Source organism: Flavobacterium sp. (genome assembly GCF_034111225.1).
Classification (GTDB): Bacteria; Bacteroidota; Bacteroidia; order Flavobacteriales; family Flavobacteriaceae; genus Flavobacterium.
On the sequence record NZ_JAWUXR010000011.1, the window covers coordinates 24,221 to 47,054 of the forward strand.

Consider the following 22,834-nt stretch of genomic DNA (forward strand, 5'->3'; position numbering starts at 1 on the left):
CTCTAAATATTTCCTTTTGAAAGAAATACTTAAAAATGCTAGACTTGAAAAACAATTTTCAACAAGAAAATTAGCTGAACTAACTTCAATTGACCAAGCATTAATAAGTAAATTTGAAACAGGAAATAGAATTCCAACAAAAATCCAAGTTCAAAAACTAGTTGAAATTTTAAATCTCAATTTAAAAACAACATTAGTTGTATGGTACAAAGTTAAAATTCAAAATGAATTTGAACTAAATCCGTTTGTTATTCAAGCCATTACAGAACTTTTTAACGAAAAAGGGTTTGATGTCGTAAAACATGAAAACAAAGAAAAAATTGCTTCTATTTTAGACGAAATTGAAATTCTAAAACAAAAACTTACTAATTTAAAATAGTTAATTTTTATCTTCTAAAAGAGGCACAAATCGAAACTCTCCATATTCATGCTTTTCAAATTGAGATTCATTTTTACGAACTAGCATCGTCATTATTTGATTTTTTTCACCTAACGGAATAACCAACTTACCTCCTATTTTTAATTGCGCCATTAAAGGCTTTGGAATAAAAGGTGCGCCAGCAGTAACAATTATGCTATCAAAAGGAGCTGATTCGGGCAAACCTTTATACCCATCGCCAAATATTAATTTTTTTGGTTTATATCCTAATTTCGGCAACAGCAATGAGGTTTTTTTAAACAATTTATTTTGCCTTTCTATACTATAAACAATTGCCCCCATAGCATATAAAACTGCTGTTTGATAACCGCTTCCTGTTCCTATTTCTAAAATTTTATCTCCTTTTTTAACTTCTAACAACTCACTTTGAAAAGCAACTGTATAAGGCTGAGAAATGGTCTGGTCTGCTCCAATTGGAAAAGCTTTATCTTGGTATGCGAAATTTTCAAAACTTGAATCTAAAAACAAATGGCGTGGAATTTTTTTTATTGCTTCTAATACATTTTTATCAGTAATTCCTTTTTCTTCAAGCAGTTTAGCCAGCTGATTTCTAAGACCTTGATGTTTTGAGGTGTCTTTCAATTTAAGGGAGTTTTGTTTTTGTAAAAATAGAAAACAAAAAGACAATTATCAATCTTATTTTATCAATTAATTGTTATTTTTGTTGAAAATACTCTATTATGTTAAAAGTTGGCGTACTAGGTGCTGGTCATTTAGGAAAAATACATTTACGATTATTGAATCAATCTGAAAAATACGAATTAGTAGGCTTCTACGATGAAAATCATGAAAATGGAAAGAAGGTAGCAGCTGAATTTGGATACAAACAATTTGATACTATTGCAAAACTTATACATGCTGTTGATGTTATAGATATTGTAACACCTACCTTATCACATTATAAATGTGCAAAAGTTGCAATTAAATCAGGGAAACATGTTTTCATAGAAAAACCTATTTCCAAAACGGTTGAAGAAGCAGAAGAAATTATTGCATTATCTAAAGAATATAACGTAAAAGGTCAAGTGGGACATGTAGAACGTTTTAACCCTGCTTTTACTGCGGTGAAAGATCAAATTCTAAACCCAATGTTCATTGAGACTCATCGTTTAGCTGAGTTTAATCCCCGTGGAACAGATGTTCCTGTGGTTTTAGATTTAATGATTCATGATATCGATGCTATTTTAAGTGTTGTAAAATCAAAAGTTAAAGCAGTTCATGCAAGTGGCGTTTCTGTTTTGAGTCAATCCCCTGATATTTCAAATGCACGTATTGAATTTGAAAACGGTTGTGTTGCCAACATTACTTCGAGTAGAATTTCAATGAAAAACATGCGTAAATCACGTTTCTTTCAAAAAGATGCTTACATCTCGGTAGATTATTTAGATAAAGTTTGTGAGATTGTAAAAATGAAAGATGCTCCAGAAGTTCCTGGTGATTTTGATATGATTTTACAAAATGCAGAAGGCGAAAAAAAACAAATCTATTTTGATAATCCAAGTGTTGAACCAAACAATGCCATTTTAGATGAGCTGAATGCTTTCGCAGATGCTATAAGCAATAACACAACTCCTATTGTAACTTTAGAAGACGGTACAGAAGCATTACGCGTTGCGTACATGATTATTGACTCAATGGAAAAAAAATAAATGACAAGAAAAGATTTTATAATAACTCTAAATAATAGATTAAAGCCAATTTTATATTTATTAATTTTAATTTATGCCGTATATTTTTTTACGCAGGTAATATCTTATTCTAATAGTAATGAAAGAGAACTTTTTTTAATTTTAGCTTGGTTTTTTGGAATTATATTATTTCTTGGAACACTTCGATTCATTTTAGACATAATTTATAAAAACTTATCTGATAAAAACAAAAACATAATAACCATAATATCAAAAACAATTGAATTTGGAAGTTTTATTGCACTAATTTGTATTGCAATTTATACTTTATACAATATTTTAAACTAAAAACAAAATGAAACAAATAGCTGTAATTGGAGCTGGAACAATGGGTAACGGAATTGCTCACACATTTGCTCAATCAGGATTTACTGTAAAATTAATTGATATTTCTGAAAAATCTTTAGAAAAAGGTATGGCAACAATTGCCAATAACTTAGACCGTATGGTTACTAAAGGTGTTATTTCTGAAGATGATAAACACAAAACGATTGCTAATATCATTACATACACTGACATTAAAGATGGTGTTGTAGGCTGTGATCTAGTTGTAGAAGCTGCTACAGAAAATGTAGGTTTAAAAATGAGCATCTTCAAGCAACTAAGCGAAGTTTGCGACCATAATGTAATTTTAGCATCTAACACTTCTTCTATTTCTATTACTCAAATCGCGGCACAAGTGGTGCATCCAGAAAGAGTAATTGGAATGCATTTTATGAATCCAGTGCCTATTATGAAATTGGTTGAAATCATTCGTGGTTATACTACTTCTGATGAAGTAACAAAAATCATCATGGATTTATCTGTCAAATTAGGAAAAACGCCAACTGAAGTTAACGATTATCCTGGTTTTGTGGCTAACCGTATTTTAATGCCAATGATTAATGAAGCAATTGAAACATTATACAATGGTGTTGCAGGTGTAGAAGAAATTGATACAGTTATGAAATTAGGAATGGGTCACCCAATGGGACCATTACAATTAGCTGACTTTATTGGACTTGACGTATGTTTAGCTATCTTAAACGTTATGTACGACGGATTCAAAAACCCAAAATATGCACCTTGTCCTTTATTAGTAAATATGGTAATGGCAGGAAAACTTGGCGCAAAATCTGGTGAAGGTTTCTACGATTATGCAGAAAGCAGAAAAGCTGAGAAAGTTTCTTCTCAATTTAGTAAATAGTAAAAAGTAAAAAGTGATTAGTGAATAGTTCTAGCTAAATAAGCTAATTACTATTCACTATTTACTAATCACTCAAAAGATGTCAAAAATAATCCCTTTTAAAGCAGTTCGTCCTACAACCGATAAAGTTGGACTTGTAACGTGTAGAAACTATGAAGATTATAGTGCTGCTGAGCTTGCTGCTTGGTTAAACTTTAATCCGTATTCCTTTTTACACATTATAAATCCGGCCTATCAAAATGTGAACAACATTAGTTTAGAGAAGCGTTTTAAAGGAGTTGCCAATAAATTTCAAGATTTTAAAAACAATGAGGTTTTTGTCGAAGATGAAATTCCGGCGTTTTATTTGTATGAAATAAAAACAAAAGCAGATGTTTTTACTGGTATTGTTGCAGGCGCATCGGTTGAAGATTATAAAAACAATGTAATTAAAAAACACGAAGACACGTTACAATATCGTGTAGAAATGTTTAAAGATTACTTGCATCAAACGCGTTTCAATACTGAACCAGTTTTAATTACGTATCCAGATAGTGTAGAAATAAATACATGGATTTTATTGAAAAAGAAAAATAGAGCCATTTATGAATTTTCTACTACAAATAAGGAAAAACATACGCTTTGGAAAATAGATACTCAAAGCGATATTGATTGGCTTGAAAATCATTTTGAAGAAATTCCCAATTTATATATTGCCGACGGACATCATCGTTCGGCTTCGGCAGAAATGCTTTTAGAGCAAGACAAACATTTAGGCAATGAAAACCTAAATTATTTTATGAGTTTTTTAATTGCCGAAAGCAATGTGAAAATTTATGAATTTAATAGAATCATTCGTGATTTAAACGGCTATTCCAAAGAAGCTTTTTTGGGTAAGTTGAAAGAGAATTTTGAAATCGAATCTAAAGAACAAGAACTTTGGAAACCACAAAACAAAAAAGAGTTTGGAATGTATTTGGATAATAAGTTCTACGCATTAATATTCAAACACAAAGAAAAACGAGAAGGAATAAAACAAAAACTCGATGCTCAAATTTTATACGATACGGTTTTAGAACCTTTATTAGCCATTGGTGATTTACGTAACGATGAACGTATTGATTATATCTCAGGAAAACAATCAGTTACGGCAATTAAACAAAAGGTTGACGAAGGTGAATTTGCTGTTGGTTTTATGTTGTATCCTTCTAATATTAATGAAATTAAAGCTTTTGCCGACAATAATTTAATTATGCCTCCAAAAAGCACATACATTGAGCCTAAGTTTAGAAGTGGACTTGTGGTTTATGAACTTTAGATTATGAAAGATGTAAATATTTACTTCAAGAATTATAAAGTAATATTATTATTTCTATTTGTATTATGTCAGATTATTATTGCTATAATTGGGATTTATAAAGATGTTTATTTATTAACACTTCCTTTCTTTCTATTTATATTCCATAATATATTTTTTATCGTAAATTTCATTTATATATTCAAAAAGCAACCTGTATTAATCATTAGAGAAAGTGAAATAATATATTGTGTTTTAAACCTAAAAATAGATATAAATACAATACAACTTATTAGTAATAGTTATCATGGAAATGGAAAACTATTAGTAATACATTTTAATAGTTTTAAAAAAATAAAGGAACAGTTATCTTCCTCTTATATTAAAAAGTGTTTTTTATTAAATTTTAGAACAATGGGAAGAAATATAATATTTTTGAGATATTCACTTTTAAATATTAAAGAGAAAGAACTTTCTAATAATTTAAAAAGAGTTTTTCAAAAAGATAAAATATTATTTTAAATATGTCAATAGCAACCAACCTCAATAACATAAAAACCCAACTTCCAGAAAATGTAACACTTGTAGCGGTTTCTAAAACCAAACCTATTGTAGATTTAATGGAAGCTTATAATGCTGGTCAGCTTATTTTTGGAGAAAACAAAATCCAAGAAATGGCAGATAAATGGGAACAAATGCCAAAAGACATTAAATGGCATATGATAGGTCATGTGCAAACCAATAAGGTAAAATACATGGCGCCATTTGTGAGTTTAGTTCATGGTGTTGATAGCTTTAAACTTTTGAAAGAAATCAACAAACAAGCCGCAAAAAACAATAGAGTAATTGATTGTTTACTTCAGGTATTTATAGCCGAAGAAGAAAGCAAGTTTGGTTTAGATGAAGATGAATTGAATGAAATTCTAGTTTCTGATGAATTTAAAAAACTTAAAAACATAAAAATTGTTGGTTTAATGGGAATGGCAACGTTTACAGATAATCAAACGCAGATTGAAAAAGAATTTAAAAATTTGAAAACCATTTTTGACAAACTGAATACTGAAAACTATCAACTGAATACTCTTTCAATGGGAATGTCTGGCGATTATAAACTTGCCATTTCTTGCGGAAGCACTATGGTTCGAATAGGAAGTAGTATCTTTGGAACGAGATAAAGTATAATTCACTTTGTCATTTCGCCGTTAGGAGAAATCACATTAGGCATATAAGTGAGATTTCTCCTAACGTCGAAATGACAAAACACAAAAAAGAGAACATATTTACGCAATACTAGACATAGAAACCACTGGTGGACAATATAATGAAGAAGGAATTACCGAAATAGCCATTTATAAATACAATGGTCATGAGGTTGTAGACCAATTCATAAGCTTGGTAAATCCAGAGAAACCCATACAACCCTTTGTAGTAAAACTAACTGGTATTAATAATGCTATGCTTCGTTCTGCACCAAAATTTCATGAAGTGGCTAAACGCATTATTGAAATTACAGAAGGTTGTATAATTGTAGCACACAATACTGTTTTTGATTATCGAATTTTAAAAACCGAATTCAAACGATTAGGTTACGATTTTAAAAAACAGACTTTGTGTACGGTTGAATTATCAAAAAAATTAATTCCAGAACAACCTTCTTATAGTTTAGGTAAGTTAGTGCGCTCATTAGGAATTCCGGTTACTGATAGACATAGAGCAAGTGGAGATGCATTAGCAACCGTAAAACTATTTAAACTTCTACTTTCAAAAGATTCTACCAAAGAAATAGTAAGAAGTTTCATTAGAACCGAAGTAAAATCGGGTTTAAGTCCAAAATTATTAGATTTAGTAGAAACAATGCCTTCTAAAACAGGTATTTACTACATTCATAATGAAAAAGGCGATATCATTTACATTGGTAAAAGTAAAAACATTAAGAAAAGAATCAATCAGCATTTTACAGGAACAAGCGCAAAAAGCAAAAAAATGCAACGCGACGTATATGCTGTTACTTTTGAAGAAACTGGAAGTGAGTTGGTTGCTTTATTAAAAGAAAGCGAAGAAATAAAAATCAACAAACCTATATACAACAGAGCACAACGAAAAACATTATTTCCATGGGCTTTGTATGTGGAGAAAAATGAAAAAGGTTACTTGGCTTTTAATATTGACAAATCAGATGGAAGAAAAAAAGAAATTACATCTTTTACAACTACACAAGACGCCAAAAATGCTTTATTCAGAATGACAGAACAATTTAACCTTTGTCAAAAAATAAACGGTTTATACGACACTAAAAAAAGTTGTTTTCAATATGATATTGAACAATGTTATGGAGCTTGTATTGATAAAGAATCGCCAGAAGATTATAACATTAGGGTCAAAGAGTGCATTGCTAAAAATTCGTTTGAGAATCAAAACATGGTTGTTATAGATATAGGAAGAACTAAAAGCGAACGAACTGCTGTACTTATTGAGAATGGAGTTTACAAAGGTTATGCTTTTTATGATTTAAATTATCAAATTACCAATATTGAAGTTTTGAAAAAAATTATTATTTCTATGCAGAATAATAAGGATGTTAAAACCATAATTCAATCGTACATAAGAAAAAAGAAAGCTTTAAAAATAATTCGATTTTAAATTTAGTATTTTTGAAGAATGAGTGAAGTAAAATCAAGATATCAAAAATTTAGAAAACAAGCCTATATTATCATATATGGTACCAATACTGTATCTGGGAAATTGTTTGATTTAATTTTGCTCGGTCTTATTTTATTGAGTGTTTTCTTAACTATGATGGAAACTGTTGCAGGTTTTGAAGCTAAATATCACGATGAACGAATTATAATAGAATGGGTAATAACTATATTTTTCACTATTGAATATCTTTTACGAATCATAACCATCAACAAACCTATAAAATACATTTTTAGCTTTTATGGAATAATTGATTTGATTGCAACATTGCCTATGTACATAGCGCAAATTTTTGTAGGTTCAAGTATATTATCAATTGTAAGAGCACTTCGATTACTTCGATTATTTAAAATATTAAATCACCCTAAATTTTCAGGTCAAAGCAATCAACTAAAAGATGCTTTAATTGGTAGTAAAGGGAAAATAATAGTTTTCATCTACTTTGTACTAATCAGTACAATTCTTATTGGTTCGGTTATGTATGTTGTCGAAGGAAGAGAAAACGGTTTCACAAGTATACCAACAAGTATTTATTGGACCATTGTAACTTTAACAACCGTAGGTTATGGAGACATATCTCCTGTAACCCCTTTTGGACAGTTTTTAGCCTCTTTTGTAATGATTTTAGGTTACGGAATCATCGCTGTTCCAACAGGTATTGTTTCTGCTGAAATTGCAAAACAAGGTAATGAGAAAGAAAAAAACAATTCTGATGAATCTTGTACTGATTGTGGCGCAAAAAATCAGCCTAAAAACGCTAACTATTGTTATAATTGCGGAAATCATTTACTAAATGACTAATTATCTTATTACAATTATTGGCCCAACAGCAATTGGTAAAACAGCTTTAAGTATTCAATTAGCGCAACATTTTGGTTGTGACATTATTTCGTGCGATAGCAGACAATTTTACAAGGAAACCTCAATAGGAACTGCTGTCCCTTCAAAAGAAGAGTTAGCCGCTGCTAAACATCATTTCATTCAAAATAAATCTATTTTAGAAAATTATAATGTAGGCGATTTTGAACGAGAAGCCATTGAGAAACTAGATAACTTATTTCAAGAAAATAATGTTCAAGTTATGGTTGGTGGCTCAGGATTATATATAAATGCAGTTTTAAATGGTTTTGATGATTTTCCAAGTATTGATGAAGCCATTCGTACAAAACTAAATGCTGATTTTGAAGAAAAAGGACTTGACTACTTAGTTGACACTTTAAAAGAATTAGATATTGAGTATTATACTTATATAGCAGAAAACAATTCCCAAACTTTTAAAAACCCACAACGTATGAAACGTTTTGTTGAAGTTAGTATTGGAACTGGAAAGCCTTATTCTTCGTTTTTAAAGAAGAAAAGCAACACGCGTAATTTCACACCTATTATTGTTGGCTTAGAAGCTGACAGAGAATTAATGTACGATAGAATTGAGCAACGAGTAGGCATTATGATGAATGAAGGTTTACTAAAAGAGGTTGAAACCGTTTTTCCTCATAAAAATTTAAATGCGCTACAAACCGTCGGCTATAGAGAATTGTTTGATTATTTAGACCATAAAACAACTTTAGAAGTAGCTGTTGAAGAAATAAAGAAAAACACACGTCGTTTTGCAAAAAGACAATTGACCTGGTTTAAACGAACAGAAAACACAAAATGGTTTACATTTCCATTTAAAACAGAAATGATAATAAAGGAAATCGAAAAGGATATAAAATAAAAAAGCTCTGCAATTGCAGAGCTTTTTTTATTAAATTATTTTCTTATTACTAATCTAAAACCTTCACCGTGAATGTTTAAAATCTCAACGTTTTCGTCTAGTTTTAAGTACTTTCTTAATTTGGCAATATAAACATCCATACTACGAGAAGTAAAATAATTATCATCTCTCCATATTTTTGTTAGTGCTAATTCTCTAGGCATTAAATCGTTTTCATGTAAAGCTAACATCTTTAGCAATTCGCATTCTTTTGGAGAAAGCTTAATTGGCTCTTCTTTTAAGTAAGTTAAGAATCTTAATTTTGAATTCAAATGGAAGTTACCAATAATGAATTCAAATTTAGTAGTATCTGGTTTTACTTCAGAAGCTTTTCTAGTCATGATAGCTCTAATTTTCATCAATAAAACTTCAGAATCAAAAGGCTTATTTAAATAATCATCTGCACCTACTTTATACCCTTTTAAAACATCTTCTTTTAATGTTTTTGCAGTTAAAAATATAATTGGCACTTCCTGATTTTTTTCACGAATTTCTCTTGCTAATGTATACCCATCTTTATAAGGCATCATAACATCTAAAATACATAAATCAAAAACTTCCCTTTTAAATTTTTCAAATCCTTCCATACCATTTTTGGCTAAAGTAACATCAAAGTCATTTAGCATTAAATAGTCTTTCAAAATAGCTCCGAAGTTAGGGTCATCTTCAACTAATAAAATTTTTCTAGCTTCCATATTTTTTAATTTTTAATTTATTAATGGCATTTTAATGATAAAGGTACTACCCTTTCCTTTTTCACTTTCAACGTATATTTCTCCGTTATGGTCGTCTATAATTTGCTTAACGTAAGCTAAACCAAGACCGTGACCTTTTACATTATGTATATCTCCTGTATGCTCTCTATAGAATTTTTCAAAAACTCTTTTTTGAGCTAATTTATTCATTCCTGAACCTTGATCTTGAATCTTTATTAAAATTGAATCCTTAATATTTTCAGTATAAACATCAATTATAGGTGCTTCAGGAGAATATTTAATTGCATTATCTAATATATTTACCAAGACATTAGTGTAATGCATTTCATTTAATAATATTGTTGTTCTTTTTGCATTAAAATGAACATTTATTTGTCCTTCTCTATCCTCTACAATAAGTCCAACATGAACAATTGCGTCTTCAATTATTTCATTTACATCTCTTGGTTCTTTGGAAATATTTAATTCGTTTTTTTCCAATTTAGAAATCCTAAGAACATTTTCAACCTGTGCATGCATTCTTTTATTTTCATCTTTAATCATTTGAAGGTAACGCATTACCTTTTCATGATCATTAATCACTTTTGGATTTTTTATAGCATCTAAAGCTAAATTTATAGTTGCAATAGGAGTTTTAAACTCATGCGTCATGTTATTTATAAAGTCAGTTTTTATTTCTGAAATTTGTTTTTGCTTAATCAACTGATTTAAAGCACTTGAATATGTCAATACAATAATTAATGTAAATAGTAATGACAGTGAAGTAATTCCTAAAATAGAAGAGAAAACAAATTTGTTTTTTTGAGGAAAAGAAACCAATAGTTGATACATGCTTCTATCTTCATTATCTTGAAAAACAGGAATCCCATAAGTTGATTTCTTATCATACTTAAACCTATCTGAACGGATTTTTGTTGCTAATCCATTACTGTAAATTCCAAATTCAAAAGGTGTCTTAACACCATATTTATCTAATTCTTCTTTTAATATTTTTTGTAATTTTTCATTTGAAATTCTGTCTTGAATAGGTCTTTGAGCAACCATATCTTTAAACATTACCTCAAATTGAGCCTTATCATATGCGGTAACACTTCCTGTTTTTTTAATAGTAACATCGGGCATTTTGTTTAACTCAATTAATGAGTTATCAATTCCGTTTCCGTTATAAATTTCAGTTTTTCTATTAGATACTATATTACCAACATTTATACTGTCGGCTTTTTTATCAAAGAACGATCCATTAATACCATAATTCTCAGCAATAACTGTATTTGTATATATTATGGTTTCATTAGTATTTGTATTTCTCTCATAAAAGAATATTTCTTTTAAAACATTTCTTTCAGGTTCTTCACCAATACTATCTTTTAATTTATTGTAATCTGTAATAAATGAAATAAACTCTTGATTGTTTAAATTTTCAGCAACATTACCAATAACTTGTTGAACGTGGTTCTTAAATTGTTCTTGGTTTACTGTTAAAGATGTATTAATCCAGTATAATTGAACTACAATTATGCCGATTAATGACAAACTCATTAAAAATACTAATAATCGGAATCTTTGCTTATTCATCGATACAAATTTAACTTTTTAACATTTCAAGTTAAAAAACATTAACCAAAGATTAACATTAAAGCTCATTTTTACGAATTCTTCAAAATTTCAATCACTTTGTTAATTTCTTTTAAAGTATTCTCTAATTTTACATTATTAATAATAAAATTACTACTTTTTTTCTTAACCTCATCAGAAAGCTGGTTTTTTATCCTCTCCCTTACACTTAATTCATCACTATTATCCCTTAAAATAGTTCTTTGAATTCTTAATTCTTCAGGAGCTGTAACTAAAATAACCGCATCGCAATCTTTATCCCCACCTGTTTCAAATAAAATAGCAACTTCTTTAATAACAAAAGGGTGATTTTTATGTCTTTTTAGCCAATTTAAAAAATGTGTTTTTACTTTTGGATGAATAATTGCATTTAATTCTTTTAATTTCTCTGGATTATTAAATACAATTGATGCAATTTTTTTACGGTCTAATTTATTTTTATCATCTAGAACTTTTTCTGAAAAAATTGCCGAAACTTCAAGAACAACTGACTTTCTATTCATTATTTTTTTAGCAACTTCATCTGCAATATAAACTGGAATTCCTTTTGAAGCAATATAAGATGCAACGGTAGATTTACCGCTTCCTATACCTCCTGTTAATCCAATAATTTTTGTCATATTATTTCAGTTTAAAAAATAATTCAGGGTGTGCTTTTTCAGGTGACTTATTTAATATTTTTAAATTAAAAAAAGAGGTTAAGTAACCCTTTCCATATCCATAAAATTGAATTGTTGTTGCAATAACAACATAACTTGTTATTTTAATTGATTTCGTTTCAATCAATGCATTTATAGCTAACAAGACAAAGTAAATAAAGTACAATTTTATAAAAATTGAAATACTAAAAATAAAAAAGAACAGACTTAAAATAAATCCAATACAAAATAACGATGGAAACCAATACGTAATTTTAGAATGTTTTGGATACCATTTATTTAAAATAGGTCTGGCTTTTCCAAACTTATTCACTTGAGTATAAAACTTATTCCAATCAATTCTTCTTTTATGATAAACAAAAGCTTCTTTAATTAGTTTTGTGTTATAACCTAGATTCCAAAGTCTAATTGACAAATCGGGGTCTTCGCCTGGATGAATATTACCAAATCCCTTAGAAGCTTCAAAAGCCGACTTAGAAAGCCCCATATTAAAACTTCTAGGCTGAAATTTACCAATTTTCTCACTTCCGCCTCTTATTCCTCCTGTAGTTAGAAAAGATGTCATTGTAAAGTTTATTGCTTTTTGTATATCTGAAAAACTATCTAAAGCTTTATCTGGACCTCCAAAACAATCTACAAATTCATTCTTTAATGCTTTTTCAACTTCTTTTAAATAATTACTTGGTAAAATACAATCTGAGTCTAATATTAAAAAATAATCACCTATTGCATTTTGCATTCCATAATTCCTTGAATCTCCAGGGCCAGAATTTGGCTTAAAAAAATAAGAAATTTTTAAGTCTTTATTATATTTTTCAACAATATGCTCACATGATATTGAAGAACCGTCTTCTATAATTACTACTTCAAAGTTGTTTTCAAAATCTAATAATACTAAACTTTGAAGAAGTTCATCTATCTCATCTGGACGATTATATACTGGAATAATAAACGAAAAAACCATGACTTAAATTTTAACAAAGATAGTTTTAAAATAAAAAAAGTCCCACAAATGTGGGACTTTAAAATATTTTTTTTTTTAAGAATTTATTATTGTTTAACAACTTTAATTGTTTTCACAGCGTCACCAATAACTACATTTACAATGTAAGCACCAGCACTTAACTGAGACATATCAACTTGAGTTGAGTTAGCATTTATGTTTCTTGAGATAACTTCTTGTCCAAGTAAGTTCATTACTTTAATTGAAGATATTTCAGAATTATATTCTAAATTAAGAACATCTTTCACTGGATTCGGATATGCTAAGAAAGCATTAGAATCGAATGAGTTTGAACTTAATGAAGCGTCGTAAGCAGAAACAGTAAATGTTCCATTAGTTGCTGATCCCCATCTCCAAACTCCTATGTATAAAGTTGAACCAGCAGGTTGAGTTAAATTTAAAAGTGAAAAAGTACCAGTACCTCCATCATCATCACAACCAACTTCAACTAAAGAACCACAAGCTCCACTAAAAACACTTAAAACAGTATCTGTTAATGCTGAAGCGCCATCAGCTTGAGTTTCAATTGAAATTGTTCCAGATGCTGGAACTACAACACTATACCAAACATCATTCGCTCTATTTGTTTGACACCCATAAGTTAAACCTGTTACAGTATTTGCTCCTACAGTAGTTCCGATAACTGCATTATCAGCAAACACACCTCCTGGAGTTAAAACCTGAGCAGCTGAACAATTGTCATTTGCTGGTGGTGTAGCTGGAGTTGTAAATGAAATAGTAGACCAAGTACTATATGTAGGTCCCGAACAAACTGTTCTTACATGAAAATAGTAAGTAGTTGATGGTGTTAAACTACTAGCATTATACGTTTCTGAAGCTAAAGCTGTACCAGGACCTGCAGGATCAGTTGCAATCATGTCTAAAACATATTGATAACTACCTGTTGTAGCTGTCCATGAAATAGTAGCAGCAGTGTCTGTTAAACCAGATATAGCTAAACCAATTGGGTTAGCACAAGCAGGCGATTCTTCAATTGTAACATTATCTAAAACATTTGCTCTTCCCCAATTATTAATTCCTTCAAAAGCAATTTGATAAGTAGCAGATGGAGCAGGTAAAGCTAAAATAACTTCTGTCCAAGAAGCAACATTAGTAGTGTAATATCCAATTTGTACCCATGGATCTGTTCCACTTATTCTATAATAAACTTTTAATTCATTTTGATCACCAGCCCAATCTTCTTGTCCATATTGAAAAATTAATCTCGGAGCAGTTAGTGATGTTAAATTAAAAGTAGGAGAAACTAATTTAGTAACAGGTGATGCTGTTCCTGAAACAGAAACAAACCTTGCGTTTAAAGTACCAGCAAAAGCAGTAGTAATAGTACCTCCACTTGAACCAGTTGCATAAGTCCAATTCGAAGTCCCTGTAACAAAACTATTTGACCAACAAGATCTAGAAGTTGAAGCTACTTCAAATGTTTCAGTAAATGGGAAAGTATTTAAAGTTGCACAAGCAGTTGTAAAATTAATAGGACCAGTCCAAGTACTAAATCCACTTCCACCACAATTTGCTCTAACCCAAAACTCATAAGGAGTACTTGCAGTTAAAGAACCTGCAGTTACAGGTAATGGAAAAGAACTGATATCTAGAGGAGTTCCTGCTCCTGCAGGCATACCTATTCCTTGAGCTTGAACAACATATTCATAATCAAAAATAGAACCTCCAGAACCATCAATCCATGATAAATTTGCTGATGTAGAAGTAATGTTAGAAGTTGATAATGTATTTGGCGCTAAACAAGCTGGAACTGGTTCCCATTTAACATCATCAATCAAAAGACTATTTGCTGGAACTCCAGTATGTCTAAAAGCTGGATAATTAGTGTAAGAACCAGCCGCAGGTGTAATAATATACTCTGCATAAGTTAATGCAGCAGCAGTAGCAGTTCCAAGTGAAACAAAAGTTGTTGCATCTGATGGATTTGTTAGATAACCAAACTCTACAACACCATTAATTGCTGAGTTTGCTCTCATGTTAAAACGTAATCTATGTGTACCAGCTCCTAAATTGGAAACTGGTTTCATTGCTAATACAGGACGCGTAGTTCCGCTAGTAGCAAACATGTATAATGTATTTGGTGCAGAGTTTGAATTTGCCGTTTGAGTTGACACAGAACCTGTTGTACCTACTTTTGCCCAACATGATGGAAAACCAGGAGTTGTAACTCCATCAAAATTTTCAGTAAATGCTGTTACAGTAGAACAACTCGTTAATAAAACAGAAGTCGTATTTGCAAATAAAGCAGAATTTGTACAAGTTACTAATAATCTATAGTAAATTGGTGTTCCAGAAAAAGCCGGAGGAGTAAAAGAAGCTGTTGTAGCTCCTGTACCACCTACCGCGTTTGCCCAAGCATCACCAGCACCATCATCATCAGATTCTTGCCATTGAAAAGTTAATCCTGTAACACCAGAACTATACCCACTCGCAACTAATGCAGCAGGTGCTTGCCCAACTAAAAGTGTTTGAGTTGGCGGTGATACGGTACCTGCAACTGGAGTTCCTGAACAAGGATTTGGTGGTGTCCAAGTAAATATTCTACCAGAAACTGGTAATAAAGTAGTGCTATAAGCACATTTTGAAGCATTTGTAGTACCTGCTGCACTTGTAGCCCAAGTATGTGTACCAGTTGTTATTAACCTATTATTTACATTTGTTGCAAATGTATTATTTGCTCCTCGTAAACCAACTTCATTTGTTGTAGTAGAAGCTGTTGGTGCTCCAACAAAATTATAATCATAAACTATATCAATAACATTTGTAGTTTCATTTAATCTAATCTGAAAATTCCATCTCCAAATAGGAGTAGTTAAAGTTGAAGTTGACCATGGTCTAAAGTTTGAAAATTGAACCACAAAAGTACGGCTTGACCCTGACCCAAGAGTCTCATAACGGATTTCACCAGTATAACCAGATATGTTAAAAAGCGAATTTAAATCTCTTCCAGCTGCAGAAATAGCACCAGAATAAGTACCTGTTCCTGAAATTGGAGTATAATTACCAGTAGCACCTGCTGTACCAAATACAACATGTCCATTTGTATTTATTGTCAAATCATTATATCCTGTTCCATCAAAATTAAATGTAAATGGTATAGGAATTGCAGAATAATTTAAATCATCAAGAGACGCTGCTCCTGAAGCTCCAGTAGCTGTTGCAACAATTGTACCTCCACTAATTGGAGTATAAGTTCCCACACTTTGAGAAAACGCATATGCACTAACTTGTGCATAGGTCGAATACCCAAAAGCTATTAAAAATGTAAATAATAAAGTAATTTTTTTCATATAGTTTATTTTTAAATTATTAATAAAAGTAAACATTATCCCTTTACGTTACACGAAGTCAATATGTTAATATCGGCAAAACGTACTAAAACACCGACAAAAAACAAAGGCTTGAGTAAAACTCAAACCTTTGTAACAAATTAGTTTTAAATGTTATATTTAAAACAGTGATTTATACTTAAAAAATTAGATAATACTAGGGATTTGTATCATTTCGTTAGCGTCTGCATCGTAATCTACTCCTTCAAACCCAAAACCAAACAAGTTTAAAAAATCTTGTTTGTATCCCGCTAAATCACCTAATTCAACCAATGATTCAGTCGTAGACTCTATCCATAATTTTGCAATACGTTCTTGAACGTCTGCACGCATTTCCCAATCATCAATACGAATTCTTCCATTTTCATCTGTTGGAACTGCATTACCGGTATACAACCTTTCTGCGTATAAACGCTGGATTTGCTCAATACAACCTTCGTGAATTCCTTCAGCTTTCATGATTTTATACAATAATGAAATATATAATGGAATTACTGGGATTGCAGAACTAGCTTGTGTAACCAATGCTTTGTTTACTGAAACATATCCTTTTCCATTAATGTCTTTTAATTTATTTGTAATTTCAAATGCAGTAGCTTCTAAATGATCTTTTGCACGACCAATTGTACCTTTTCTATAAACGGCTTCAGTAACTTCTGGTCCTATATATGAATAGGCAATTGTAGTAAATCCATCAGCTAAAACTCCAGCTTCTTTCATAGCATCAATCCACATCATCCAATCTTCACCACCCATTACAGTAACTGTATTAGCAATATCTTCTTCATTTGCTGGTTCAATAGAAATTTCCGAAACTTTTCCAGTATGAAAATCGACAGTTTTATTTGTAAAAGTTCCTCCAATAGGCTTTAAAGTAGAACGATGCAAAACTCCTGTTTCTGGATGCATACGAACCGGAGAAGCTAAACTATAAATGATTTGATCAACCTGACCTAAATCAGCTTTAATCATATCGATAGTTTGTTGCTTTATCTCTTTTGAAAAAGCATCCCCATTAATACTTTTTGCATACAAACCTGCTTTTCCTGCTTCTTGTTCGAAAGCAGCAGAGTTATACCATCCTGGAGAAGCTGTTTTACCTTCACTAGGTGGTTTTTCAAAGAAAACTCCAATTGTTGAAGCATCAGCTCCAAATGCACTTGTAATTCTAGAAGCCAACCCAAAACCAGTTGAAGCACCAATTACCAATACACGTTTTGGTCCGTTAATTTTTCCTTTTGATTTAATATATTCAATTTGATTTTTTACATTTTGTTCACATCCTTTTGGGTGAGATGTTAAACAAATAAATCCTCTCATTCTTGGTTCAATAATCATAACTTAGATGTTAATTTGTTGAATTTATTATTAGTTTGTTTGATTTACAAAACTATTAAAAATATTTAGTTTAATAGTGCTTTTGCGTGATTTAAAGCCGAATCTGAAATTGATTTCCCAGATAACATTTCGGCAATTTCTTTTATTCTTTCGTCTAAAGTCAATAATTTTAACTCTGAAACTGTTGTTTCATTATCCGTATACTTATAAACTTTGTAATGTTGTATTCCTTTAGCAGCAATTTGTGGTAAATGAGTAATTGCGAAAACTTGCATGTTTTTACTCATTTCCTTCATTATTTCGCCAATTTTTATTGCTATTTCTCCCGAAACACCTGTGTCAATTTCATCAAATATAATAGATGGAAGTTTCGTGTAATTTGCCATAACTGCTTTTATAGCCAACATAATTCGCGACATTTCTCCTCCAGAAGCTACTTTTTTAAGCATTCCTAATTGCATTCCTTTATTTGAGGTAAATAAAGTTTCGATTGTGTCTTTACCCGATTTAAAATAAGATTCAGTTGGTGAAATATTAAACTGAATTTGAGCGTCAGGCATTCCTAAACCACTCAGTATCGTCTCTATTTGTTTTGATAAATCACTTGTGCTTTTAGCTCTTCTTTCAGATATTTTATTCGCAAATTCATTTACTTTATTTTGAGCTTCAGCAACTTCAATTTCCAATTTATTGATTTGAAAATCTAAATCATCAACCTTTATAACTTTTGCATCTAAATCTTCTCTAATTATAATTAATTCCTCAACAGAATTGACTTGGTGTTTTTTCTGTAAGGTATAGATTGATTGTAATTTTGTATTTACTTCTTCTAACCTTGCAGGGTTATTAATTACTTTATCAGAAAGAGATGAACATTCATTAATTATATCTTGAAATTCAATTTGAATACTGTTTATTCTTTCAGAAATATCTGAATAATTTTTAGACAAACCTGCTATTTTTTGCAAAGACTGCTTTACCTCATTTAAATTTATTGAAATCCCTACTTGTTCATCGCTAGAAATTTGCAAAGCCTTATCTAAACTTTCACTAATAAATTCAACATTTGAAAGTTGCTCCAACTCTTCCTCAAGAATTTCTTGTTCATCTTCTTTCAAATTAGCCAACAACAATTCGTTCAATAGAAAACTATTGTATTCTTGTTCTTTTGAAAGTGTTTCTTTTTCTAATTTAAGATGCTTCAATTTTTTATTAATAGAATTGAATTGCTTCAGTTCTTTAGTATAATTAACAATAATCTCTGTATTATTAGCAATTGCATCAACAATTTCTAATTGGTACTCTTCATTTAAAATTTCTCTTGTTTGATGTTGTGAATGAATATCAATTAAAAAATTAGCTAATTCTTGTAGGACGTTTAAATTTACTGGGCTATCATTAATAAAAGCTCTAGATTTACCTGAAGGTAAAATTTCCCTTCTAATGATAGATTGATCTTCATAGTCTAAATCATTCTCAATAAAAAAACTTTGAAGATTATAGTTTTTTAATAAAAAATGTGCTTCAATAACACATTTTTGTTCGTTATCTTTTAAAACTGATAAATCAGCTCGATTTCCTAAAACAAGACCTAAAGCGCCAAGAAGAATAGATTTACCTGCTCCGGTTTCACCTGTAATAATAGAAAATTGGTCAGAAAAATTAATTTCTAACGATTCTATTAAAGCATAGTTTTTTATAGTTAACGATAAAAGCATTTGAAAAATATAGTTAAGAACAAATTAATTAATCTTGTTCCATTTTACAGAATTTAACGGTGAAATTCTATTTAATGTCTCAATTAACTGTGCGTTATTTGTAATAGGCCCACCTGAAAATATACTTACAATTTCATCTGTTTTAGCATCAAAAAAAGTTCGAGTTAATAAAGCGTTAGGCCTACTTTTTTGGATTTTAGCAACTGTTTCTACAGCAATTGCGACACCTTCTTTACCTTTCAATAAATTATCAGACATTAAGTCTAATCCTTCAAAATGAAATTGATATAAGGATTTTCTATAAGGCTGAAATGTATTTGACAGCAAGTCAGAAATTAAGAAGTAACGGTTAGAGTTCCCACCATCTGACTGGTTCCATCCTTTATACCCGCTAGTTTGAGCAACATTCATAATATTTGAAGCTACTTCTAGTTGTTTTGTTCCTCCTAAATCTTCAAAAGAATCTTTATCTAAGCCGATTATTAAATTTGAATAAAAAGCCAAAACAGAAATTAAATTAGACGTATAACTATTCTGGTCATAAATTAATTGTTCAAATTCAATATATCTGAAGTTAAAATCTTTATCATTGATATTCAAAATAGGAGATTCGTATGTTGAATTAAAAATAGGTCTTGATGATTGAATTTGTAATGTAGACTCAAAATTATTAGAATTATACTTCGCAATATTTATGAAAAAATTACATGTAATTTTTTCATTTTGTTTATACTCTTTAGTTGTCCATCTTGTTGTATTTAAAAATTCTGTAAGTTGTTTTTCTAAATTTTTAAATATTTGAGGATTCACATCTGTCATTCTATCATAATTAACAGATACAGTGCAATTTAACTCTTGTGAAAACAAAGATTGAAAACTAATGAAAGCTAATAATATATATACAATTCTACTTTTCATATGTTAATATTTATTTTTTTTAAGTTCATATGGTATCACTTAAATCTTCATTGGTGCTTATTTACAACAAACTATTCATTAATTGCGACTTCAAAATGCTTAATAATTAAGTTTACAATATCTTGAGCTACGGCTTCTTTAGATTTTAAATCCATAGGTGTTTCATTAAAATTTTTATCGATAAAAGTAACCTTGTTGGTAGCATGACCAAAGCCTGCTCCTTTATCGTTTAATGAATTCAACACTATTAAATCTAAATTTTTCTTCTTAATTTTAATTTTCGCATGTTCTACTTCATTTTCAGTTTCTAACGCAAATCCAATTAAAAATTGAGCTTTCTTCTTTTCACCTAAAGTAGCTAAAATATCTTGAGTTTTCTCTAATTCAATAGTAAAATTAGCATCTTGTTTTTTAATTTTTTGAGTTGCAACGTTTTTTGGGCGGTAATCTGCAACGGCTGCAGCCGCTATAGCCACATCAACGTTTGCAAAATAAGCTTGACAAGCATCATACATTTCTTGAGCAGAGACAACCCTAATTAGTTTAACAGAATCATTTTTAAGAACTTGATGACTTGGTCCTGAAACCAAAATTACTTCTGCACCTTTGTTTGCAGCTTCTGATGCGATATCATATCCCATTTTACCAGAAGAATGATTTCCAATAAAACGCACAGGATCTATAACTTCGTATGTAGGTCCAGCAGTAATTAGTATTTTTTTTCCTTTTAGTGGCAACTTAGAGAGAATGTCGTTTTCTAAAAAAGAAACTATATTTTCTGGTTCTGCCATTCTTCCTTCACCAGATAAACCACTTGCTAACTCACCGCTTTCTGCAGGAATAATAATGTTTCCAAATTGTTTTAATTTAGAAAAACTAGACAAAGTAGAAGCATGTTTATACATATCTAAATCCATTGCTGGCGCAAAGTAAACTGGACATTTAGCCGATAAATATGTAGCAATTAAAAGATTGTCGCAATTCCCATTAGCCATTTTAGACATGGTATTTGCAGTTGCAGGTGCAATAATAAATAAATCAGCCCAAAGAGCTAAATCTACATGGTTATTCCACATTGCCTCTTTATCATCTTCATTAAAAAAATCTGAATATACCTGATTTTTAGAAAGAGTTGATAAAGTTAATGGAGTTATAAAATCCTTAGAAGCAGGTGTCATTATCACTTGGACATGTGCACCTGCTTTTATAAAAAGTCTAACAAGATGAGCTGTTTTATAAGCAGCAATACCACCAGAAATTCCTAGTAAGATTTTTTTACCGCTTAGTACAGACATAGTTGTTGTATTATTTTGTATCTCTATAATAGATTTTTTCTTCTAACCACTCCTGTACAGCTAAAGCGTGTGGTTTTGGTAATTTTTCGTAAAATTTAGAAACTTCAATTTGTTCTTTATTTTCAAAAATTTCTTCTAAGCTATCATTATATGTAGCAAACTCCTCTAACTTTTCAATTAACTCTTTTTTAATTTCAGTGTTAATTTGTCCAGCTCTTTTTGCCATGATTGTAATAGCTTCGTAAATGTTTCCTGTTGGAGCCTCAATTACATTTTTATCATATGTAATTGTATTTACTGGAGCATTTGTTTTTTTTAAATCCATGATTTAAGTCTTATTTAGAAAATTGTTGTAACTCTGTTTCAATACCTGCAGCCATTTCATCTGCTTGCGCTTTAAATTCTGTAGCGCTATTAAATTTAATTAAATTAGTAAAAGTAGTCTTCGCATAATTTAATCTTTCTTCTTTTTTATGTTCAACACTATTAATTGCAAGTTTATAAGCAGAATCTAATCTGTAAAATAAAGCTTGCTCTTTATATGGTGTTCCTGGATAATCAGCAATAAATAATTCCAAAGCCTTTAAAGCTCCTTTATAATCTGAAATTGTATTGTATTGTTTAGCAATTTCAAATGCTTTCTTTTCCATTTTCTCTCTTAATTCCTTTACATAAACATTTGCTTGAGGCAAATATTCTGAATTTGGATAAGTATCAATGAATTTCTGCATTTTATTAATCGCTTTTTCTGAATCTGTTTGGTCTAAGCTGTAAACTGGTGATTTTTTATAAAAACACTCTGCTCCTAAAAACGCAGCTTCTTCTCTCTTTTCGCTTTTTGGATAATTAGCAACAAAACTCTCTAATTGATATCCTGCTAAGTAATATTGTTTAGAATCATATAAAGCTTTTGAATACATATAAAACATACGCTCTGCTTGAGGCTTACCTCTATAAACTGGAGCAACTTGTTCATATAATCTTATTGCTTTTGAATACTTTCCTTTCTCATACATTGTATTTGCCATCTCGCTTTTCACAGTAACATCGTCACTTTTTATAGCTTTTTGATAAGGGCTACAAGATGCAATACTTATTACTAATAAAAGGAATCCTAAAAATCTACTCATTGATTGTTATTTTATGCTTTATATTCAGTTAAATCAATCCCTAAAAAAGCA

General features: G+C 30.3%; 21 protein-coding genes. 9 read left to right on the forward strand and 12 right to left on the reverse strand.

Features of this window, described 5'->3' with window-relative positions:
• The first annotated feature begins 16 nt into the window (after nucleotides 1-16).
• A complete protein-coding gene (locus tag UXY25_RS05330) occupies nucleotides 17-379 on the forward strand; it encodes a helix-turn-helix transcriptional regulator (RefSeq protein ID WP_320814971.1) in 363 nt (120 codons plus the stop codon).
• On the opposite strand, the gene UXY25_RS05335 is transcribed toward UXY25_RS05330, so the two are convergent.
• Nucleotides 380-1,021 carry a protein-L-isoaspartate(D-aspartate) O-methyltransferase gene (locus UXY25_RS05335; RefSeq protein WP_320814972.1) on the reverse strand — a complete coding sequence of 214 codons (642 nt, stop codon included), beginning with the start codon at nucleotides 1,019-1,021 and terminating at the stop codon, nucleotides 380-382.
• Nucleotides 1,022-1,119: 98 nt separating this feature from the next.
• On the opposite strand from UXY25_RS05335, the gene UXY25_RS05340 reads away from it, so the two are divergent.
• From UXY25_RS05340 to miaA, 8 genes are all read left to right on the forward strand, one after another.
• Nucleotides 1,120-2,088 carry a Gfo/Idh/MocA family oxidoreductase gene (locus UXY25_RS05340; RefSeq protein WP_320814973.1) on the forward strand — a complete coding sequence of 323 codons (969 nt, stop codon included), beginning with the start codon at nucleotides 1,120-1,122 and terminating at the stop codon, nucleotides 2,086-2,088.
• Between the two features lie 334 nt (nucleotides 2,089-2,422).
• Nucleotides 2,423-3,313, forward strand: a complete 891-nt coding sequence (locus tag UXY25_RS05345; protein ID WP_320814974.1) for a 3-hydroxybutyryl-CoA dehydrogenase — start codon at nucleotides 2,423-2,425, stop codon at nucleotides 3,311-3,313.
• A 79-nt stretch (nucleotides 3,314-3,392) separates the two neighbouring features.
• Nucleotides 3,393-4,610, forward strand: a complete 1,218-nt coding sequence (locus UXY25_RS05350) for a DUF1015 domain-containing protein (protein WP_320814975.1) — start codon at nucleotides 3,393-3,395, stop codon at nucleotides 4,608-4,610.
• A 3-nt stretch (nucleotides 4,611-4,613) separates the two neighbouring features.
• Nucleotides 4,614-5,111 (forward strand): hypothetical protein, encoded by a 498-nt coding sequence (locus UXY25_RS05355; RefSeq protein ID WP_320814976.1) that lies wholly within the window; start codon nucleotides 4,614-4,616, stop codon nucleotides 5,109-5,111.
• A gap of 2 nt (nucleotides 5,112-5,113) precedes the next feature.
• The gene (locus UXY25_RS05360; protein WP_320814977.1) at nucleotides 5,114-5,764 is read left to right on the forward strand and encodes a YggS family pyridoxal phosphate-dependent enzyme; all 651 of its coding nucleotides are present in this window, start codon (nucleotides 5,114-5,116) and stop codon (nucleotides 5,762-5,764) included.
• Nucleotides 5,765-5,867: 103 nt separating this feature from the next.
• Nucleotides 5,868-7,229, forward strand: a complete 1,362-nt coding sequence (locus UXY25_RS05365) for an exonuclease domain-containing protein (RefSeq protein ID WP_320815500.1) — start codon at nucleotides 5,868-5,870, stop codon at nucleotides 7,227-7,229.
• An 18-nt stretch (nucleotides 7,230-7,247) separates the two neighbouring features.
• The gene (locus tag UXY25_RS05370) at nucleotides 7,248-8,087 is read left to right on the forward strand and encodes an ion transporter (protein WP_320814978.1); all 840 of its coding nucleotides are present in this window, start codon (nucleotides 7,248-7,250) and stop codon (nucleotides 8,085-8,087) included.
• Nucleotides 8,080-9,003 (forward strand): tRNA (adenosine(37)-N6)-dimethylallyltransferase MiaA, encoded by a 924-nt coding sequence (miaA, locus tag UXY25_RS05375; RefSeq protein ID WP_320814979.1) that lies wholly within the window; start codon nucleotides 8,080-8,082, stop codon nucleotides 9,001-9,003. The genes UXY25_RS05370 and miaA overlap by 8 nt, the downstream gene beginning before the upstream one ends.
• Before the next feature lie 35 nt (nucleotides 9,004-9,038).
• Here miaA and UXY25_RS05380 read toward each other — a convergent pair whose 3' ends face one another.
• From UXY25_RS05380 to UXY25_RS05430, 11 genes are all read right to left on the reverse strand, one after another.
• Complete coding sequence (locus UXY25_RS05380; protein WP_320814980.1) at nucleotides 9,039-9,737, reverse strand: response regulator transcription factor; 699 nt, start codon at nucleotides 9,735-9,737, stop codon at nucleotides 9,039-9,041.
• A gap of 12 nt (nucleotides 9,738-9,749) precedes the next feature.
• Nucleotides 9,750-11,333: a HAMP domain-containing sensor histidine kinase gene (locus UXY25_RS05385; RefSeq protein WP_320814981.1), complete on the reverse strand. Its 1,584-nt coding sequence runs from the start codon at nucleotides 11,331-11,333 to the stop codon at nucleotides 9,750-9,752.
• Between the two features lie 71 nt (nucleotides 11,334-11,404).
• Nucleotides 11,405-11,992, reverse strand: a complete 588-nt coding sequence (gene coaE / locus UXY25_RS05390) for a dephospho-CoA kinase (protein WP_320814982.1) — start codon at nucleotides 11,990-11,992, stop codon at nucleotides 11,405-11,407.
• Between the two features lies 1 nt (nucleotide 11,993).
• A complete protein-coding gene (locus tag UXY25_RS05395; protein WP_320814983.1) occupies nucleotides 11,994-12,995 on the reverse strand; it encodes a glycosyltransferase in 1,002 nt (333 codons plus the stop codon).
• Between the two features lie 86 nt (nucleotides 12,996-13,081).
• A complete protein-coding gene (locus UXY25_RS05400; RefSeq protein ID WP_320814984.1) occupies nucleotides 13,082-16,345 on the reverse strand; it encodes a T9SS type A sorting domain-containing protein in 3,264 nt (1,087 codons plus the stop codon).
• Between the two features lie 186 nt (nucleotides 16,346-16,531).
• Nucleotides 16,532-17,722: an enoyl-ACP reductase FabV gene (gene fabV / locus UXY25_RS05405; RefSeq protein ID WP_320814985.1), complete on the reverse strand. Its 1,191-nt coding sequence runs from the start codon at nucleotides 17,720-17,722 to the stop codon at nucleotides 16,532-16,534.
• Nucleotides 17,723-17,787: 65 nt separating this feature from the next.
• Entirely contained in the window at nucleotides 17,788-19,440 is a 1,653-nt protein-coding gene (gene recN, locus UXY25_RS05410) for a DNA repair protein RecN (protein WP_320814986.1), read from the reverse strand.
• A gap of 24 nt (nucleotides 19,441-19,464) precedes the next feature.
• Entirely contained in the window at nucleotides 19,465-20,358 is an 894-nt protein-coding gene (locus UXY25_RS05415; protein WP_320814987.1) for a DUF4835 family protein, read from the reverse strand.
• Nucleotides 20,359-20,429: 71 nt separating this feature from the next.
• Nucleotides 20,430-21,653 (reverse strand): bifunctional phosphopantothenoylcysteine decarboxylase/phosphopantothenate--cysteine ligase CoaBC, encoded by a 1,224-nt coding sequence (gene coaBC / locus UXY25_RS05420; RefSeq protein ID WP_320814988.1) that lies wholly within the window; start codon nucleotides 21,651-21,653, stop codon nucleotides 20,430-20,432.
• Nucleotides 21,654-21,663: 10 nt separating this feature from the next.
• Nucleotides 21,664-21,978 carry a DNA-directed RNA polymerase subunit omega gene (locus UXY25_RS05425; RefSeq protein ID WP_320814989.1) on the reverse strand — a complete coding sequence of 105 codons (315 nt, stop codon included), beginning with the start codon at nucleotides 21,976-21,978 and terminating at the stop codon, nucleotides 21,664-21,666.
• A gap of 10 nt (nucleotides 21,979-21,988) precedes the next feature.
• Nucleotides 21,989-22,783, reverse strand: a complete 795-nt coding sequence (locus UXY25_RS05430) for an outer membrane protein assembly factor BamD (RefSeq protein WP_320814990.1) — start codon at nucleotides 22,781-22,783, stop codon at nucleotides 21,989-21,991.
• Nucleotides 22,784-22,834: the final 51 nt, after the last annotated feature.

Bases quoted from the DNA above. Each gene is read 5' to 3' on its own strand.
- UXY25_RS05340 (WP_320814973.1), top strand. From the start codon at position 1,120: ATGTTAAAAGTTGGCGTACTAGGTGCTGGTCATTTAGGAAAAATACAT.
- UXY25_RS05345 (WP_320814974.1), top strand. From the start codon at position 2,423: ATGAAACAAATAGCTGTAATTGGAGCTGGAACAATGGGTAACGGAATT.
- UXY25_RS05350 (WP_320814975.1), top strand. From the start codon at position 3,393: ATGTCAAAAATAATCCCTTTTAAAGCAGTTCGTCCTACAACCGATAAA.
- UXY25_RS05355 (WP_320814976.1), top strand. From the start codon at position 4,614: ATGAAAGATGTAAATATTTACTTCAAGAATTATAAAGTAATATTATTA.
- UXY25_RS05360 (WP_320814977.1), top strand. From the start codon at position 5,114: ATGTCAATAGCAACCAACCTCAATAACATAAAAACCCAACTTCCAGAA.
- UXY25_RS05370 (WP_320814978.1), top strand. From the start codon at position 7,248: ATGAGTGAAGTAAAATCAAGATATCAAAAATTTAGAAAACAAGCCTAT.
- miaA (WP_320814979.1), top strand. From the start codon at position 8,080: ATGACTAATTATCTTATTACAATTATTGGCCCAACAGCAATTGGTAAA.
- UXY25_RS05380 (WP_320814980.1), bottom strand. From the start codon at position 9,737: ATGGAAGCTAGAAAAATTTTATTAGTTGAAGATGACCCTAACTTCGGA.
- UXY25_RS05385 (WP_320814981.1), bottom strand. From the start codon at position 11,333: ATGAATAAGCAAAGATTCCGATTATTAGTATTTTTAATGAGTTTGTCA.
- coaE (WP_320814982.1), bottom strand. From the start codon at position 11,992: ATGACAAAAATTATTGGATTAACAGGAGGTATAGGAAGCGGTAAATCT.
- UXY25_RS05395 (WP_320814983.1), bottom strand. From the start codon at position 12,995: ATGGTTTTTTCGTTTATTATTCCAGTATATAATCGTCCAGATGAGATA.
- UXY25_RS05400 (WP_320814984.1), bottom strand. From the start codon at position 16,345: ATGAAAAAAATTACTTTATTATTTACATTTTTAATAGCTTTTGGGTAT.
- fabV (WP_320814985.1), bottom strand. From the start codon at position 17,722: ATGATTATTGAACCAAGAATGAGAGGATTTATTTGTTTAACATCTCAC.
- recN (WP_320814986.1), bottom strand. From the start codon at position 19,440: ATGCTTTTATCGTTAACTATAAAAAACTATGCTTTAATAGAATCGTTA.
- UXY25_RS05415 (WP_320814987.1), bottom strand. From the start codon at position 20,358: ATGAAAAGTAGAATTGTATATATATTATTAGCTTTCATTAGTTTTCAA.
- coaBC (WP_320814988.1), bottom strand. From the start codon at position 21,653: ATGTCTGTACTAAGCGGTAAAAAAATCTTACTAGGAATTTCTGGTGGT.
- UXY25_RS05425 (WP_320814989.1), bottom strand. From the start codon at position 21,978: ATGGATTTAAAAAAAACAAATGCTCCAGTAAATACAATTACATATGAT.
- UXY25_RS05430 (WP_320814990.1), bottom strand. From the start codon at position 22,783: ATGAGTAGATTTTTAGGATTCCTTTTATTAGTAATAAGTATTGCATCT.